This window comes from Alteromonas sp. 76-1 (assembly GCF_900654235.1).
Lineage (GTDB): Bacteria > Pseudomonadota > Gammaproteobacteria > Enterobacterales > Alteromonadaceae > Alteromonas > Alteromonas naphthalenivorans.
Genome location: NZ_LR136958.1, coordinates 751,676 through 769,362, shown reverse-complemented (window position 1 = coordinate 769,362; position 17,687 = coordinate 751,676). Strand labels below are relative to the sequence as shown.

General features: G+C 44.3%; 17 protein-coding genes and 1 riboswitch. Of the genes, 9 read left to right on the top strand and 8 right to left on the bottom strand.

From position 1 onward, the window contains the following. Positions 1 to 31 precede the first annotated feature (31 nt). The 3 genes from ALT761_RS03250 to ALT761_RS03240 form a co-directional block, all read right to left on the bottom strand. A complete protein-coding gene (locus tag ALT761_RS03250) occupies positions 32 to 436 on the bottom strand; it encodes a phosphate ABC transporter substrate-binding protein (protein ID WP_126872457.1) in 405 nt (134 codons plus the stop codon). A gap of 529 nt (positions 437 to 965) precedes the next feature. After that, entirely contained in the window at positions 966 to 4,076 is a 3,111-nt protein-coding gene (locus tag ALT761_RS03245) for an efflux RND transporter permease subunit (RefSeq protein WP_129736512.1), read from the bottom strand. A gap of 3 nt (positions 4,077 to 4,079) precedes the next feature. Then, on the bottom strand, positions 4,080 to 5,141 hold the full coding sequence (locus ALT761_RS03240; protein ID WP_013785442.1) for an efflux RND transporter periplasmic adaptor subunit: 1,062 nt from the start codon (positions 5,139 to 5,141) through the stop codon (positions 4,080 to 4,082). A gap of 145 nt (positions 5,142 to 5,286) precedes the next feature. On the opposite strand from ALT761_RS03240, the gene ALT761_RS03235 reads away from it, so the two are divergent. The 5 genes from ALT761_RS03235 (at position 5,287) to ALT761_RS03215 (ending at position 9,644) form a co-directional block, all read left to right on the top strand. Next, positions 5,287 to 5,808 (top strand): NUDIX hydrolase, encoded by a 522-nt coding sequence (locus ALT761_RS03235; RefSeq protein WP_129736510.1) that lies wholly within the window; start codon positions 5,287 to 5,289, stop codon positions 5,806 to 5,808. A gap of 116 nt (positions 5,809 to 5,924) precedes the next feature. Further along, on the top strand, positions 5,925 to 6,692 hold the full coding sequence (locus ALT761_RS03230) for a class II aldolase/adducin family protein (protein ID WP_129736507.1): 768 nt from the start codon (positions 5,925 to 5,927) through the stop codon (positions 6,690 to 6,692). A 66-nt stretch (positions 6,693 to 6,758) separates the two neighbouring features. Next, positions 6,759 to 7,943: a mandelate racemase/muconate lactonizing enzyme family protein gene (locus ALT761_RS03225; protein WP_129736504.1), complete on the top strand. Its 1,185-nt coding sequence runs from the start codon at positions 6,759 to 6,761 to the stop codon at positions 7,941 to 7,943. 64 nt (positions 7,944 to 8,007) lie between these two features. After that, positions 8,008 to 9,294 carry a hypothetical protein gene (locus tag ALT761_RS03220; RefSeq protein WP_129736500.1) on the top strand — a complete coding sequence of 429 codons (1,287 nt, stop codon included), beginning with the start codon at positions 8,008 to 8,010 and terminating at the stop codon, positions 9,292 to 9,294. Beyond that, the gene (locus ALT761_RS03215) at positions 9,291 to 9,644 is read left to right on the top strand and encodes a hypothetical protein (protein WP_013785447.1); all 354 of its coding nucleotides are present in this window, start codon (positions 9,291 to 9,293) and stop codon (positions 9,642 to 9,644) included. The genes ALT761_RS03220 and ALT761_RS03215 overlap by 4 nt, the downstream gene beginning before the upstream one ends. A gap of 60 nt (positions 9,645 to 9,704) precedes the next feature. Here the strand turns inward: ALT761_RS03215 and ALT761_RS03210 are convergent, their stop codons facing one another. Genes ALT761_RS03210 through ALT761_RS20860 form a run of 3 tightly spaced genes read right to left on the bottom strand, consistent with a single transcriptional unit; the run spans position 9,705 to position 11,476 of the window. Next, positions 9,705 to 10,574, bottom strand: a complete 870-nt coding sequence (locus tag ALT761_RS03210) for an amidohydrolase family protein (protein ID WP_129736497.1) — start codon at positions 10,572 to 10,574, stop codon at positions 9,705 to 9,707. After that, positions 10,571 to 11,320, bottom strand: coding sequence for an SDR family NAD(P)-dependent oxidoreductase (locus ALT761_RS03205; protein ID WP_129736494.1), 750 nt, complete (start codon positions 11,318 to 11,320; stop codon positions 10,571 to 10,573). Before ALT761_RS03205 ends, ALT761_RS03210 begins: the two co-directional genes overlap by 4 nt. Positions 11,321 to 11,347: 27 nt before the next feature. Continuing rightward, entirely contained in the window at positions 11,348 to 11,476 is a 129-nt protein-coding gene (locus tag ALT761_RS20860) for a hypothetical protein (RefSeq protein ID WP_269472492.1), read from the bottom strand. A gap of 89 nt (positions 11,477 to 11,565) precedes the next feature. Here ALT761_RS20860 and ALT761_RS03200 point away from each other — a divergent pair, with 89 nt between their 5' ends. Continuing rightward, the gene (locus ALT761_RS03200; protein WP_129736491.1) at positions 11,566 to 13,326 is read left to right on the top strand and encodes an acyl-CoA dehydrogenase family protein; all 1,761 of its coding nucleotides are present in this window, start codon (positions 11,566 to 11,568) and stop codon (positions 13,324 to 13,326) included. Positions 13,327 to 13,465: 139 nt separating this feature from the next. Here the strand turns inward: ALT761_RS03200 and ALT761_RS03195 are convergent, their stop codons facing one another. Beyond that, the gene (locus ALT761_RS03195; protein WP_129736489.1) at positions 13,466 to 14,011 is read right to left on the bottom strand and encodes a DUF3016 domain-containing protein; all 546 of its coding nucleotides are present in this window, start codon (positions 14,009 to 14,011) and stop codon (positions 13,466 to 13,468) included. Positions 14,012 to 14,092: 81 nt separating this feature from the next. On the opposite strand from ALT761_RS03195, the gene ALT761_RS20565 reads away from it, so the two are divergent. After that, the gene (locus ALT761_RS20565) at positions 14,093 to 14,260 is read left to right on the top strand and encodes a hypothetical protein (RefSeq protein WP_172602839.1); all 168 of its coding nucleotides are present in this window, start codon (positions 14,093 to 14,095) and stop codon (positions 14,258 to 14,260) included. A 27-nt stretch (positions 14,261 to 14,287) separates the two neighbouring features. Here ALT761_RS20565 and ALT761_RS03190 read toward each other — a convergent pair whose 3' ends face one another. Then, positions 14,288 to 14,653: a hypothetical protein gene (locus tag ALT761_RS03190; protein WP_013785453.1), complete on the bottom strand. Its 366-nt coding sequence runs from the start codon at positions 14,651 to 14,653 to the stop codon at positions 14,288 to 14,290. A 320-nt stretch (positions 14,654 to 14,973) separates the two neighbouring features. Between ALT761_RS03190 and ccoG the strand changes: the two genes are divergently transcribed. Beyond that, positions 14,974 to 16,407 carry a cytochrome c oxidase accessory protein CcoG gene (ccoG, locus tag ALT761_RS03185; protein ID WP_129736486.1) on the top strand — a complete coding sequence of 478 codons (1,434 nt, stop codon included), beginning with the start codon at positions 14,974 to 14,976 and terminating at the stop codon, positions 16,405 to 16,407. Then, positions 16,404 to 17,375 (top strand): serine/threonine protein kinase, encoded by a 972-nt coding sequence (locus tag ALT761_RS03180; RefSeq protein WP_129736483.1) that lies wholly within the window; start codon positions 16,404 to 16,406, stop codon positions 17,373 to 17,375. The genes ccoG and ALT761_RS03180 overlap by 4 nt, the downstream gene beginning before the upstream one ends. A gap of 44 nt (positions 17,376 to 17,419) precedes the next feature. Next, positions 17,420 to 17,635: riboswitch (cobalamin riboswitch) on the top strand. Positions 17,636 to 17,687: the final 52 nt, after the last annotated feature.

Sequence of the window (17,687 nt, the reverse complement as noted above, 5' to 3'; positions counted from 1 at the left end):
TGAATCCTTAAAATATTTTTAAACTGTGTAATCAGAACGTGGCTACTACGCGAACGCTTCCGTCGACGGAGCCAGCATCTACATAGCCAATTGCACCTGGGTCTGCAGCAACAGCTGAAACCACCTCGGCGTCACTCCCTAATGCTTTAGGGGGCTGACCTTTCCCAGTAAAAACTAGTTTTGACCAAAACGCGGTAAGCTGAGACGCTGATTTATTCAAAACTTTACCGTTGAATTCATCTGTCGCAGCTTGCCCTTCCGCAAGCGCTAGCGGTACTGCTTTCGTGCCGTTTGGAAAAGCTTTCATTTTGTTAAGGAAGAGTCGGCTGATTGAATCTTTATCTAATGCATCACCGTTTGATGGGTGAACTATCACTGCTACATCTGCAAAAGCCATGCTGCTGCACAAACTTGCTGCTAGTATCCACTGTTTCATTACATGTCCTCTAAGTCGTATTTGTTTCGGTAGTGCGATTTAAGAACGTTAATTTTCAATTCGCAACACCGATATGCTTATTTATTAAGCTTACTCATACAGATATCTTCCTGCTTAAAGATTAAGATAAGTATTAGCAAGGATGGGAAAAACTGCCAACTGAGATACGAAAAAATTTTCGTATAAACTTTCTGTACGTTCAGTCTGGCTTTAAAAAGTAAGCGCAGTTTAGGGAAGAAGGGCGTAGAAACAACTATACTAAAGGATAAGCGTATCGGTAGGGGTCACTGATTCATACGTGAAAATAATTAAGGCTTAGCGGAAAAATAAATAAAAACCAATATAATCAAATATATACAATAAGATCAAAAAATTTACTTAGGAGTGTCGAACGATATTAATGTATAAAAACATATACCTTAATATCGTACGACTTTTTGAACTTTTCAATACTTCTTAGTTATTCACTACGTATAGATGAATTGAATAGGCGTTTAATAAACACGCTTTTGCTCATAGTAAAACAGACTTAGTTTTCTTCTCCTTTACGGTAGGGAATTTCAACTTCTAAGCGTTCTATCTCAGTGGTTCTTTGCTGTGGTGAGCCTGTATTTCGGGCCAGCCAACTGTAAGCGGTAGGCACTACGTATAAGGTCATGAATGCTGAAACCAACACGCCTGCAGCGATAACCATACCAATAACCATGCGACTTTCCGCGCCAGGCCCTGAAGCAAACACTAAGGGCAAAGAACTAAATACCGTCGTAAAACCAGTCATAACGATAGGGCGAAGACGCTGAGCAGCTGCCCGTCGTAGTGCATCTTCGAAGTTCATACCTGCATCGCGAAGTTGATTCGCAAACTCCACAATCAAAATACCGTTCTTCGCAGCAAGACCAATCAACATAACCAGCCCTATTTGGCTATAAATATTAAGTGTCATACCGGCAAAATAGAGGCCAATAAAAGCACCTATCAGCGCAAGAGGTACGGTTAACATGATGACGAGCGGGTGTATCCAGCTTTCAAATTGCGCAGCAAGGATCAAGTATGTGACTGCAAGCGCCAGCATGAACACATAGATAAATGAATTTCCTTGTTCTTGATAGAGCTGTGACTCACCTTTGTAGTCGATAGATACGTTGTCGGGTAGCTCTGTGCGTACGATATTCTCGAGGTAAGCTAAACCTTCTCCTAACGTGTAGTCGCCGGCAAGGTTGGCTGAAATGGTCACAGCACGCATACGGTTATAGCGATTTAAACGAGAGGACGTTGCCTGCTCTTCGAAAGTAAGCAAGTTGTCCATGGGAATAAGCTCGCCGCTTCTGGAAGAGCGAACATAAAGATTATCGATACTATTTGGGCTTCTGAAATCAGCTTCTATACCCTCGATAATAACATCGTACTCTTCGCCTCTATCTAAAAATGTGGATACCGTACGTTGCCCTAACATCACTTCTAAGGTACGGCCAATATCACTTATAGACACACCTAAATCAGCTGCCCTGTCTCTGTCTATATTGACCAACAACTGAGGTGATGTTTCTTTATAGTCAGAGTCGATACGAACTAAGCTTCTATTTTCTGACGCTTTTTCGATTAGGATGTCACGCCACTCAACTAAGTTCTCATAAGTGTCACCTTGCAAGACGAATTGCACTGGGCGGCCGAAACCTGCGCCTGAAATACCACTTCGCATGATGGCAAATGCTCTTACATCTGGCACGACATCAAGCTTCGCACTGATTTCATCCATCAATGTGAAGGTGCTAAAGTCACGTTCATCCCAATCAGCAGAGCCAATAATAGCCATACCTGCATTATTCCCAAACCCAGGTGTACGTACCAGTAATCTGCCTATTTCACCACTTTCACGGTAAGGCATTAGAATGTCTTCGATAAGTTTTAAATTAGCGGCATTGCTTTCGAAACTAGCCCCTTCTTGCGAATTCATTAAAATATAAAAGTTACCGCGATCTTCTTTTGGCACAAATTCGCTAGGTAACTTTTCTGATATTTGCACTAATGCCACCACTGAAACAATCAGCAATAACACCATGATAAACGGCTGGTGAATAGTACTTCCTAGGCTTTTGAAATAGCGATTTTCTAGGGCATGAAAACGCTTATCCATCCACGCACCGAATCCTGCTGAACGGGTACGCTTTTTCAGAATTTTCGAGGCCATCATGGGCGATAGGGTTAATGCAGTGAAACTAGAAAACGCCACAGCAGCAGCAATAGCTAAGGCAAACTCAGTAAACAAACGCCCTACATTACCTTCTAAAAACACCAAGGGCACAAATACAGAAATCAATACAAGGGTAGTAGCAATAACTGCAAAACCCACCTCTCTAGCGCCTCGATAAGCGGCTAATATAGGGGGCTCGCCCATTTCTATACGACGGGAAATATTCTCAAGTACCACAATAGCGTCATCTACCACCAGCCCAATCGCCAACACCATGGCCAGTAAGGTAAGTAGGTTGATAGAGAAGCCTAATGCATACATCACAATAAATGCTGCGACTAGAGACACGGGTACGGTGACCGCGGGAATAAGTGTGGCGCGTACATTGCCTAAGAAAAGATAAATAACAATCACCACCATAAGCATGGCTATGGCAAGGGTTTCATAAACTTCGTTAATCGATGCTTCAATAAATACCGATGAGTCGTAGCTAGGCACAATGAAAATATTGTCCGGCAAGGTTTCTTCAATTTTTCTGATTTGCGCTTTTGCTGAGCGTGCAACATCTAAGGTATTGGCTTTTGATTGCTTTATAATGCCCAAACCAATCATGTTAACGCCGTCACCTCTAAACTCGGTTTCGTCGTCTTCAGCCGCTAACTCTACGTTCGCAATTTCCCCCAAGCGAACAAGGTATCCATCGTCCCCTACCGCTACGGTTAACGCCGCAAAATCTTCTGGCGATAAGAACGTACGTGCTACACGCACTTCAAAGTTTCTATCTAGCGATTCCACTTCACCGGCGGGAAGTTCAACGTTCTCGGAACTAATAACGCTTTCAACATCGGCAACGGTTATGCCGCGGGCAGCCATCGCGTTTCTATCAAGAAACACTTTCATGGCATAGCGACGACCACCACCAATTTGAACCCGAGCTACTCCATCGGCTACCGAGAGGCGGTCAACTAAGAAACGCTCTGCGTAGTCGGTAAGCTCCATGGTATTAAGGTTTGTACTGCGCAGGTTGTACCACACAATAGCGCTTTGATCAGAGTCGGCCTTTGAAACTTCTGGGGGATCGGCCTGATCAGGCAGGTTGTTCAGTGCCCGACTCACTCGCTCTCGCACATCGTTGGCTGCAGCGTCAATATCTCGGGATAATTTAAATTCGATGGTGATATCAGAGCGCCCATTGGTGGACGTTGAAGTAATATTTTTAATCCCTTCAATACCCGAAATCCTGTCTTCGAGTAATTGGGTTATGCGCGTTTCAACAATATTGGCTGATGCGCCTGTGTATTTGGTGGAAACCGAGACGATAGGCGGGTCAATGTCTGGGTATTCACGAAGGGCCAACATAGAAATGGCGACCACACCAAATATAATCAGCAGTAGGTTGATAACCGTTGCAAATACCGGCCTTTTTACTGAAATGTCAGATAACAACATGACTTAACCCTCATTGTTACGGTTAAGAACGTTAACAGCCGACTGGTCGCGTACTCTAAGGGTGCCTTCCGTTATGACTTCATCTCCGGCTTTAAGGCCTGAAACAATTTGGACAATACCGGGTCGGCGCTCGCCAATAACCACTTCACGCTGATGGGCCACGTCATCTTCCACTACATACACATATTGAATATCTTGCACGGGCACTAAAGCTTTCTCAGGAAGGATAAGCGTATCAAGCACACGTTTTTCAACCACGATGGTAAGCAGCATACCCGGTCGTAATCGTTGGTCTTTATTATCGATAATTGCGCGTACGCTAATAGCACGGCTAATGGGGTCTAATCGGGTATCAATATGCGTAATTTCACCGCTAAACGTTTCACCCGGATAGGCCACTGATGTAGCAGAAACCTTCTGACCTTTTGCTACACTCGCCAACTGGTTTTCGGCAATACTGAAATCAACTTTTACTACGCTAATATCATCAAGAGTAGTAATAACACCTGCGGGCTGCACTAATGAACCGATGCTAACTTGTCGTGCACCCAGCACGCCTGAAAATGGCGCGCGTATTTGCAAATCATCAACCTGTGCTTCAGCGATGTCTAACTGCGCTTCTAGTCCTTTTACGCGTGCTTGTTGTTCATCAAGCAACTGTTCTGATGCCGCGCTAGACTCACGTAAGTTGAAAATACGGGTGTACTGGCGCTTAGCTTCATCAATGTTGGCGCGCAATTCAGCCACCCGAGCCAACTCTTCATTATTGTTTAGCTGAATAAGCACTTGGCCGGCCTTCACACTATCGCCATCTTCGAAGTTAACCGAGCGCACGGTTTCGGTAACTTGCGCTGTTACTGCTATCGATTCGTTCGCTCTGGCAGTACCAAGGGCTTCAATGGTTATTGCCATTGCGCCTTGTTCTACCAAAATGGTTTTCACTGTTGTGGGTAGTGGACCGCCTTTTTTCACCTGTTCTTCTGCAGGTAAGTTTAAATAGACAACCACAGCCGCTAACAATAAAGCCCCTATTAATAATGGAGATAGTAATTTGCGTGAAGACATAACCTTTCCTATTGGTAAATATGCACCACATGATAAAGTAACCAAGTTGGTGCATTAACGAGATTCAGGGTCGCGTTCAAACCAAAACCTTTATCTACGTTTTTATTATTATTAATTTTTTCTGAATAGTATTTTACCCAAACTAATGAGTATCAATTTTCGCTTATCATCCATTTTGGTAGTTTTAACGTTTTTTGGATGTACAAAGACGGTACCTGAAGCGCCTTTTTGCCGAAGCACGAATAACGAGGAGCATATTCAAAATGCTGCTGCATGCATCATTAAAGTGCAAGACAAAGCGCTTTTGATTAAACATCGTCTTTCAAACCGTTTAGATTTCCCTGGTGGCGGAAAAAAAGAGGGTGAATCATTAGTTTGCGCAGCCCACCGAGAAACATGGGAAGAAACAGGTTTCAATGTTGAGGTTGGTGAGAAATTGGCCGTCACACAAAATGGACTCGCGCTATTTGAGTGTACATTAAATGCTGGGGTAGAACACTTGCCAGATGTGTTTGATGCGCCGCCATGGGCAAAACTAGAAGTGATTGAGCTGGTAAAGGCCGATCCTTTTTTGCTCAACCATGTTGAACTTCGCTTTCCTGACGATCTAATTGCGTTTCGCGATAGCTTTAATAAAATTAGCGTGAGCCAGTCCCAGCAAGAATAATGTGTGATTAGTTGTGCCAATGCCCTTGCTTTGGTAATTTGACTACCCGCTGTTATTAGAAGGCGTTTAGCCATCATTATCTTCATGTTTAGCCTACTATATTTAGGAGACAGGCCGTGTATTCATTAGCTCCTCTTAGCCTTAAAGGAAAAGTGTCTGAAATAGAATGGCAAACGCGCGTCGATTTAGCCGCATGCTATCGACTGGTTGCTGATATGCGTTGGGGCGATCTTATCTATACGCATATTTCTGCGAAAGTTCCCGGCACCGACCATTACTTAGTTAACGCCTTTGGGTTAGGATTTGACGAAGTAACCGCGTCTAACCTTGTAAAAGTTGATCTTGAAGGTAATATCCTTGATGACTCGCCTTACCAAATAAACCCCGCCGGATTTACTATCCATAGTGCCATTCACGAGGTTCGTCACGATGCAATGTGCGTTATTCACTTGCACACACTCGCCACCATTTCTGTGGCATCGGTAAAAGGCGGATTAAAGCCTTGGAGCCAGTATTCTTTATTTTCACTTCCCTCGTTGTCTTACCATAGTTATGAAGGTTTGGCAGTAAACGACAGCGAAAAGAAAAGCCTTCAAGATGATTTAGGCGATACCAACCATATGCTACTGCCTAATCACGGAGGGTTAACTGTCGGCCCCACCGTAGGCGATGCTTTCATGCGCTTTTATGATTTACAAAGAGCCTGTGAAATTCAGTTGGCGCTCATGCAGTCGAACGAAGACGTTATTGATATACCGCAGCCTATTATTGACGGAATTTATCAGCAAGCCAGCGTAGTGCACAGTGGTGAAACCGGCGGCCAGAAGGCCTGGCCCGCCATGCTAAGAAAAGCCTACACGCTCGATCCAGGCTTTTGCGAATAATCCATTTTATGCGTCGTTGCCAGTGCCACTAGCGACGACTACAAACAGACAATAGAGAAACCATAAATGAAAGTAACCAAAGTAGAAATATTTGATATTGAGTGCCCAAAGCGCCCAGCGTGGAACCCTGTTTTCGTACGAGTGTATACCGATGAAGGCATTACCGGTGTCGGTGAAGCAGGCTTAGCTTACGATTGGGGTCATAGTGCTGCAGCGCACATGATAAAAGAAATTGCTGAAGCCATGTTAATTGGCTTCAACCCGTTCCACACTGAGTTATTGTGGTCGCGTATGTTACGTGAAGGTTTTTGGGGCTTAGGTGGTGGACCTGTTATTTATGCAGCCATGAGTGCTATTGATACTGCACTTTGGGATATTAAAGGCAAAGCCCTAGGCTTACCCGTGTACGAGCTATTAGGCGGGAAAACCAACGGCAAGCTACGCAGCTATGCTAGTCAATTGCAGTTCGATTGGGATAAAGAAGTGACTAAGCTTAACGATCCTGCTGACTATGCACGCGCGACCGAAAAAGCGTTAAAAGATGGCTACGATGCCGTGAAAGTAGACCCTATTGTTTACGATAAAGATGGCGTGACCCACTTCGACCGCACTAAGCTTTTCTCTAAACCAGAATTAAAGCTATTTAAAGCCCGCTTACAAGCCATACGCGACACCATGGGTGAAGATGGCGATATTATTTTCGAATGCCACAGCTTGTTAGGGGCATCTACCGCCATACAGCTTGGTGATATTGTTGAAGAGATAGGTTGCTTGTATTACGAAGAACCCGTCAATTACTTGAATTCAAAACTACACGATAAAGTGGCTAAAAATGTAAACGTACCGATTGCTGGAGGTGAACGCTTGTATCATCGCTGGGACGTGCGCCCTTATTTAGAAGACCAGTCTATTGACGTACTCCAGCCTGACGTAGGCTTATGTGGCGGTTTTACTGAAGCGAAAAAGGTATGTGATTACGCTGATATTTATGATGTGCGCATTCAAGCCCATGTATGTGGCGGCCCTGTGGCAACAGCAGCAAGCTTGCACTTAGAAACCGCAATACCTAACTTCTTAATTCACGAACATCACACTTACGCCATTAAAGACTGGAACCGTGAGCTTTGTTTACAAGACCCACAACCGGTAAACGGCTTTATTGAAGCCCCAGATACCCCTGGATTAGGTATCGACTTGAACGACGAGATTGTTTACCGCTCACCTCACATGACAGTAACAGAACTTAAATAACGAAACGCATAGATTGGGGCAATGGTTTTCCTAGCCCCGTCTGTTTTCAAGGATAAGAAGAAGTATGTCACCCTCGCCTTCCCCATCGGCTTTATTGTGCTCACCACCGGTCTCTATTGTTACTTATACGCCTATCGCGTTAACCCGTAAATTCAGTGCGCTTACGCCGTCTTTAACTAGCAAAGTTGAAGAAGTCATGCACAGCCAGAGTTGGGTGCTTAACCAAGAAAGTAAACTGGATATGGGCTATGTATCTACCGATTCAGATTTATTAAGCCCCATGTTTACTCCCTTGGTAAAGCTTGAAGTCAATCACGAAAGCCCGGCGTTTCAGCATGCATTTTCAACTTTAGAAGAAATAGGCCTTAAGCTTCAGGGTTTGAATTTACGGTTATATCAAACGGGTATTGCTACCCTACAAGCTACATTGGCACCCACATCCGAGGCCCAACTCACTGTGTGTTGGCAAAAAATTGAAAACAGAGATATTGAACAACGCCTGTCTTTAATTTTACAAGCGGCTGGCGATGTAATGATTAACTTGTTAAACACCAGCTTCGATACATTGATTAAACGCTGTAAATTGCTGACCTCAGAACTCACTGACAGTGACGCGGTATTGTGGACCGGACGTTGTTATATTACTCGCGTTCCAGAGTCTACCGAGGAAGCCAAGCAAGCCTTTTCAATTATTCACGAATGTCCACCAACCGACTATGAAGATAATGAAGCTTTCTTTCGTTCGGGAAATTGCCTATTTCTAGACAATGATATTTCGCTGTCGCTGGATAACCGACGGGTTTTGTTTTTACTTCAGCATTACAATGCTATGTTGTATGCCTATCAACAATCGATGAGCAACGCCTATCATCAACTGCAATCGCTAAAGGCACTGTCGTCGGGCAGACGCAGAAAAGCCCTGGAAAAGTTGATCCAGCGCATGGTTTCAATTAGAACCCTAGAGTATATTCGATTGGAGTTTTGCGATTCGCTTCGAGGCCTGCAAGGAGGTCGAAAAACACTCGCGAACGCACTTATAGATGCATGGGAAATTAATGCGATAGAAGAAAGTTTACTTGATAGGGCAGCCTATATTAATAACGCCATATCAAGTTACGAGAACCAACTTAATCGTGCTATAAATAAATCGATTGAAGTAATACTCATGCTAATAGGGGGTATTTCTTTGGTGGATATTACCAACAACTTTGTCGCCGCCTCACAATCTGTGAAGCACGATTCAACGTGGGGTATCTACGATATTTTCTCGCTAATGTCATCTGAAAATACGGTTAACCTAGCCTTAATAGCGGTGCTATTAATGGCCTTACTATTTGCGAAGAACAAATGAATAAGCGCACAAAATTTACCATCATACTGACACCAGGCACACATGCTTACGAGCCCGTGAAACACGCATTAAACGAATACTTATCTACTTATTACGGTGGATGTACACACATTGATTGTGAAGGTTCATGGCGCGAAGATGCCTGCGAATTCAAACCCCGATACGACGCCAGTTTAATTACCGAGAAATCGCTATGTGTATGGTGCGCGGTTATGCCAGATAAAGCAGAGCGCTTTGTGGATGAACTTCGTGCTTTCCTCACTATCTTGAAAAAGCAGCAAAACGCAGAATTTAGCTTTATTCATATAGAGAGCCAGACGGTAGCCGCCCACCATCAACTTATAGACTAATCAATGGATTAGCCTTCTGATGTAAAATCGCGGCTTGGAATAATTCCTTAGAGTAGCGGCTTAAATCTCTAAGCCGTAACAACGGGCGGAATTATTTGCCAGCAGGCTGCGTTTCTCGTCAAGGGTAAACGGCCCCAGCATTTTTTCATATTGTAGCCACAGCTCTTGATAACTGTGACGCCAGTTAGAAAGTGGAAAATTACTTGCTAACATTACTCGTGACATGCCAAATATAGCGACTGTTTCAACGACCACACTTTGTACACTGCGCCAGTGCCAGTTTCTGCAGTGCATTTCCCATCCTGAGAGTTTTACCGCCACACGAGAACACTGAGCAAGTGCTTTCATATTAATATGCCACTGCTTAACATCGGCAGTGGTAACAGCAGAACCTAACAACGCTGAACCCGCATGATTAATAATGACTGACAGTGCCGGTAATGCCTCTAGTAACCTTAGCAATGCACTTACTGCTTTGTCGTCGCCCACATCCAGCTGGACATCGAAAGACAGTCCATATTCGCTACTACGCTTAAGCGCATGTTTTGTTTTAGGGTGGGTCAATATAGAAACGGCCTGCTCATCCAAAATATGGCGAAGCCCTGCGACTGAAGAAAATCCTGCCAATGTTTGAATATGAGACAACGTACCTTCGCCACACAAATCGATACTGGCAACACTTTTAAAAGGCAGTTGGGCATGCTGTTCTAAATAGCGGATTTCACGCCAAGGACGCTCATTGTCGAACCCTGCCTCAACATGCACATAGCCAGCAAGGGTGTGGCCGCAAGAGAGTGTTAAGCTTCTTTCATCACACGGCACCGCAATAGCTTGCTTATCTTTCCAGTATGGCGGGTTTTGCGGCTTAAGCCAGTGGTAATCCCCCGCCTCTAGGGCAAAAAAATGTAAGTGACCATCGACGATATTCACTTGGCGGTATAACCGCCATCAACAGCGTGTAAGCTACCGGTGATAAAGGTCGCTTTTTCACTGCAAAGAAAATACACCAGTTCAGACACGTCTTCGGGTTGGCCAATACGGCCAATAGGTTGCTCCGCAGCTTCTTGGGCTACAACTGCAGTTTTATCGGCGCCAGAAGCCGCAACGTACTTATCAATGGCGTGGTGAAACAAAGGCGTTTCAATCGTACCTGGGCATACCGCGTTAGCCCTAATATTGAAAGGGGCATAATCCAATGCCGTGGTTTTCGCCATAGATGCTAAAGCAGACTTTGTTAACCCATAGGCAAAAGAGTTTTGTTTACCCACAAAACATTGATCTGACCCCATCACCACAATAGCCCCGCTTTTTTGTGCTTTCATGGTAGGTAATGAGGCTTTAATTGCACCGTACGCGCCCTTAATGTTTAGGCTCATTACCTTATCAAGCAATGCTTCATCCGTGTCTTCAATGGTTGCCGACACGTGCATGCCTGCATTACAGACCAAGGCATCTATTCGGCCATATTTCATAGCAATATTGTCGATAGCATGTCGCACCTGTTCCACGTTACTGACATCACACGCCACCCATTCAGCGTTAATTGGTGTGTCGTCAAAATCTCTCACATCTAGGTTTATCACTCGGTAGTCATTTTCACTAAAGGTATGACAAACCGCTAAGCCTATCCCTAAACTTCCGCCGGTAACGACACAAACTGATTGCCCGTGGTTCATGAATACTCTACTTCTTAATACATGGCATTAACGATAGTTATAGGATGCCAGCGAGCTGTTGAAAAGCAAGCTTTGCCAAAGATTATGATGGCGCGGTAATGAAAATTGAAAGACATTGAGCAGTTGTTGTGCAAATACAGCGATATTATTTTTCATTAACTTTCCCTTAACGGGCTACTCTGTCTATGCTTTTTGTGTCTATAATGTGGCAAAATTAAAACACTTGTTTGAAAAGGGAGTCTTCTATGCCTCTGTACCACGCCCCTACTACCGATTTTCAGTTCTTACTTAAGGATTGGTTGGGCCTAGATGCCCACTATGAAAAATTGGGTATCAGCGATTTTGATAGCGAATTGGCCAACGAAATCATTGCACAAGGCGCTAAATTCGCCATTGATGTTGTTGCACCGTTAAACCGTGAAGGTGATGAAGAAGGCTGTAAGCTGGAAGACGGAAAAATCACCACACCGAAAGGCTTTGCCGACGCATATCAAGAGTATGTAGCAAATGGCTGGAACGCCATGTTAGGTACGGCTGAATATGATGGACAGGAACTTCCCTACACCATGGCGGTGCCTGTACATGAAATGCTAAATGCTGCAAACCTAAGCTGGCGTTTAACGACGATGCTAACAGAAAGCGCCACTTTGGCGGTGACTAAACATGCTAGCAAGGAATTGAAAGACAAGTATCTCGCTAAACTCATCAGCGGTGAGTGGACAGGTACGATGAACTTAACCGAACCGCATGCTGGTACCGACCTTAGTTTACTTAGCACTAAGGCTGAACCACAAGGTGACGGAAGCTATAAAGTTACCGGTAATAAAATCTTCATTACTGCTGGCGATCAAGACTGGAGCAGCAATGTTATTCACTTGGTACTTGCTCGCTTACCCGATGCGCCTAAAGGCGTGAAAGGTATTAGCTTGTTTTTAGTGCCCAAGCTAATGCTTGATGAAAATAACGAGCCAGGTGAACCAAACTCCTTGTCTGTGGGCAGTATTGAACACAAGATGGGTATTAAAGCGAGCCCGACTTGCGTGATGAACTTCGATGAGGCGACAGGCTGGCTAGTGGGCGAAGAAAATCAAGGCTTAGCCTGTATGTTCACTATGATGAACGACGCACGCTTCCAAGTTGGCTTGCAAGGCTTAGGCGCTGCAGAAGCCTCTTACCAAGGTGCGTTAACGTATGCCCGCGAGCGCGTTCAATCTCGTGCGCCACAAGGCATTCAAAACCCTGATGGCAAAGCCGACCCTATTGTATTTCAGCCTGATGTAGCCCGTATGCTACTTACGCAAAAATCGCAAATTGAAGGTAGCCGCGCACTGTCTTTACTATATGCAAAGTACATGGATATAGAAAAATTAGGCACTGACGAAGAAAAAGAAAATGCAGATAAAGTCTTGCAGTTTCTTACGCCAATTTGCAAAGCTTACATGACAGATATGGGCCTTGAAACTACCAGCATTGGGGTGCAAGTTTTTGGTGGTCATGGATTTATTCGTGAGTGGGGCATGGAGCAATTGATGCGTGATGTACGTATCGCTATGCTGTATGAAGGCACCAATGGTATTCAGGCATTAGATTTAATTGGCCGTAAATTAACCCGTGACGGCGGACAAATGATGGAAGCCACCTACCAAGCTTTTGCACAGTTAGTTGCTGATATTAGCGATGCTGAAAACAAAGGACTGGCACAAGGCTTACTTGACGATTGGCGTGCATCATCGGCTGACTGCCTAGGTATGGATGGCACCACTGCGGCAGCGGCGGCAGCCGATTACTTAGCCTATTCTGCCTACTCGCTAATTGGTGTGCTGTGGTACAGCATGGCAGATAAAGCAGCGAGCACAGATAACGCAGTACTCGCTTCTTCCAAGCAGAAAACTCGTGATTTCTACATGCAACGTATATTGCCTCGTCGCAATGCGCACAAACAAGCGTACTCAGCAGGGTATGAAAGCACACTCGCGGTATCTGGCAGTGAGTTCGATTACATTTAACGTTCATCGTTAATAAAAAAAACCGCCTTAATAGGCGGTTTTTTATTATCTTTAATATAGTAAAACAGCGGACAAAGAACCGATAATAAGCAGTATGACTACCGCTTATTGGCGCGACTATGCTCGGTTATTCGTTGTGCTAATGGTTACTCACTACACTTTTTGCAAGTGTATCGTTGAACGTATCGTTGAACCAATCTTCAATCATGTTCTTTTCGTAAACTAGATTATCATTAGATAGTCTACGATTAACGGTATTCATGAACATCATATCTTTTATTTTAACGTCTTCGCTTTTAAGCACCGTGTTGTCACTATCTGAAAGTACATATGAGAATGACATTCTAGGTATGTCTATTTCCTTAATGATCCTAACATCGGCAGCGGACTGCCCCATTCCAACAAAAGAGGCTGGCCAAACCTGACCCGCCAAATCTAAGTCTGTTACGGTAATTGACAGCTTTTGGTCTTCGGGAAGTTTTTCAGCGAGTTCAGTGAAAAACTCATCAAGCTCTTTAAAAGTGCGTTCTCTAAAGCGAGTTCGAGATTCGTTCGATGGTTTAACATCTCGGTAAGACTTTGGCTCTTCCCAGGTTACTTCAACCTGCGCTGCTTGCAAGACACCAGACACTCCCACGCTGGCGAGCAAAAGCGTACATAAACCGGTTAACTTAGCTATTTTCATGTGACCCCCTACCTCGTTTATAAAAACCCGGTATTAGTCAGCTACAAGACTGAGTAAACGGGTAACGGCGCTTAATGAAGCATGGCTTCAACTTTTAGCAGCATTACTACTTTTATCACAACTATATACTCAATAGTAGCACAGGAAGCTGAACGTAAAGTGAATGGCTTACTCTTAATACTCGGTAAAAGTGAGGAAGGATTAGAAGGCACAACAAAAAGAAGCAAGAAAAAAGAAACAACGCCTTAGCGCTATTTATTTATCGCATTCCAGTAACTATCTATCGGGCTCCAGTAGTTTTGATTGCTCTATCAGTGTGCACAACTGCTGACGCTTACCGAGGCTAAAATTCGGGTTTATATCGGTGGTTTCGCAGTAAGCGATATGAAAGCGCATTACCGTTGAACGACTTGCCAGAATTCTTCGAAGGTAGTTTGCTTCGAATTCTTTTAATGGCGCAAGCTGCGCTGCCGCCTGATTTCTTAGCGCATCTAGCTCTCTTTGTTCAGGTAGCTCAGAAATGGAAACAAACCAACCTGAGACCGTACTTTGTATATCTGAAAAAAAGTACTGAACAAAAGGCGATCGTAGCACAATCACCAACAATACAATTTCGGCACAGATTACAAAGAAACGAAGCATTTAAAATTATTCCACTACTATACTTAATTCAAACAACGCAGCTATCGTTAGTTATTTTCAACAAACATTTTCGTTAAAAAAATCAAAAGGATAATTATTTGTGTAATTTTCATTCGGTATTAAAACTATTATCGTCATAGTAGTCAACTAGCATTAAGTAAAGATAGATTGATAGAATATAATTTCTGAACTTTCAGTATTGACTGAAAGATAAATAAAGAAGATCATTAGCCCTATCATTGATCTATGTTAAACACGCTTAAATTTCAGCTGTTATAATGCGCCGCGCAATACAAGAAGTTGGCTAAGGTTTTGAAAAAATGAACGAACAAATTCCGGTTAAAAACGTTACTCCCGTAAAGGTGCACAAACCCGCATCCACCACTGAAGGGAAGCGATACGACTCGCGTAGTCGAATTTACGTTCGTGCGGTTAAAGGCCCTCTTGAAACATTTAGACGTTTTTTCGGTTTGTTTTTTCTGGCCATCTTCGCCGCCATTCCTTGGATAAGATTTAATGGCCAGCAGGCGGTACTACTCGATATTGTAGAACAGCGCTTTTCTATCTTTGGGTTAACGTTATGGCCGCAAGATTTAACCTTGCTTGCTTACATTTTTATCGTGGGTGCATTCGCGTTATTTTTTGTGACTACTTTTGCTGGCAGGGTCTGGTGCGGCTTCATGTGCCCTCAAACCACTTGGGTATATATCTATACTTGGTTTGAAGAGAAGATAGAAGGCCCTAGAAATAAACGCATAAAACTAGATTCACGAAAAATGGACGCGGATAAGTTTATTCGCAAAACCCTCAAACATACGGCTTGGGTGGCAGTTGCCCTCCTTACCGCACTTACCTTTGTAGGGTATTTTACCCCCATCGGCGCCCTTTTTATTGATTTCTTTACCTTCAACACGGGTTTCTGGGCCGCGTTTTCAGTGGTCTTTTTCGCAGTGTGTACATACGCTAACGCGGGTTACATGCGTGAAATCATGTGTACCCATATTTGTCCTTATGCACGTTTCCAATCGGCCATGTTCGACAAAGACACGTTTACCGTCTCTTACGATGCGAAACGAGGCGAACAGCGAGGCCCCCGCCCTCGTAAACTAAGTCATGAACAGGTGCACGAAAAAGGCCTGGGCGACTGTATTGACTGTAACCTATGTGTGCAGGTTTGCCCCACAGGTATCGATATTCGAAACGGTTTACAATATGAATGCATTAACTGCGGCGCGTGCGTAGATGCGTGTAACGGGGTAATGGATAAAATGGATTACCCCAAAGGGCTAATAAGCTTTACGTCGGAAGAAGAGCTGGCGGGGGGCAAAACACACATCGTGCGGCCTAAGCTTATTGGCTACCTAATCGTACTCATTGTCATGACAGGGTTATTGGTTGCTGACATTGTAACCCGCGTGCCTCTTGAAATTGATATTATTCGCGACCGTAATTCGTTATATCGTGAAACCAATGAAGGGTTAATTGAGAACGTTTATACCGTTAAAGTACTCAACAAATCTCAACAAACTCAGACCTATACTATTTCGGTTCAAGGGCTGCCTGAATACACCTTTATTGGAAATAAAGAAGTGACGGTACAAGGTGGTGAGGTTTATAGCACACCGATTTCGGTTGCAACCGACCCGTATAATCTGGAAGATGTGGTAACAGACATTCAATTCACCGTGACCACTACCACCGATTCAGGTGAAAACGTTACGGTTAATGAGCCAACCAAATTCCTTTATCGATGAAAGACTTTTCGTTTTCTGGATTAGATCCAGACACTATATTAGATGCCCTGGAGACTCAGGGCATTTTTCTTCAAAGCGGCTTACTTGCTCTCAATAGTTACGAGAACCGGGTTTACCAATTTCAAGCCGATGACAACAAACGTTATGTGGTTAAGTTTTATCGCCCTGCCCGTTGGACAGACGCGCAAATTTTGGAAGAACACAGTTTTGCCCAAGAGCTTGCTGATAGCGAAATTCCGATTGTGGCGCCACTAGCGCTAAACGGAAAAACCCTTCATCACCATGGCGATTACCGCTTTACCGTTTTCCCTTCGGTAGGTGGCCGCCAGTTTGAGAACGATAATTTAGATCAACTTGAGTGGATGGGGCGCTTTATTGGCCGTATTCACCGCGTGTCTCAAGCGAAAACCTTTAAGCAACGTCCAGATATCGACACGCAAAGTTATTTGGATGAACCTCGCCAGGTTTTAGAAAATAGCACCTTGTTGCCCAATCATCTCAAAACGGCCTTTTTTGCTATTTTGAACCCTGTTATATCCGCGGCCTCTTCGGCTTACAAAGCCACCGACGTTATTCGGCTGCACGGCGATTGCCATCCGGGTAACATTCTGTGGCGCGATGGCCCCACCTTTGTTGATTTAGATGATTGTCGAATGGGCCCTGCCATTCAAGATTTATGGATGATGCTGAGCGGCGACAGACAGCAACAACTATTGCAACTCGATACGTTGATTGAAGCCTATGAAGAATTTCAGCCGTTTAATACCAATCAGCTTGCGCTAATTGAACCCCTTCGCGCCATGCGTATGGTGCACTATATGGCATGGCTGTCTCGACGCTGGGAAGATCCAGCTTTCCCTCGTGCCTTTCCATGGTTTGCCGATGATAAATACTGGGAAGGTCAAATTCTTGCGTTAAAAGAACAACTTTCCGCCATGCAGGAAGCGCCTCTCAAACTCGGATATTAGCGCGCAAAACCTGAACACACTCGCTATTTATTAGGCACTTAAGCTATACTCCTTCGCGCTTAGGTGCCCATCTATGGGTTAAACGGGAAATCAGTGAAATCTGATGCTGCCCCCGCAACGGTAAACTCAGTGTGACCACACACATTCTCCTTTATACGCCACTGTGTCATCGCTATTGATGTCGCGACATGGGAAGGCAGAGAAACCATACACAGTATTGGTGAGTGAGCCCGGATACCGGCCTAGCTTCACGGCAGTTATTCTGCTTACATTCACCCTTGTACTCGGGCGGAGTACATAGCGAGAAATACA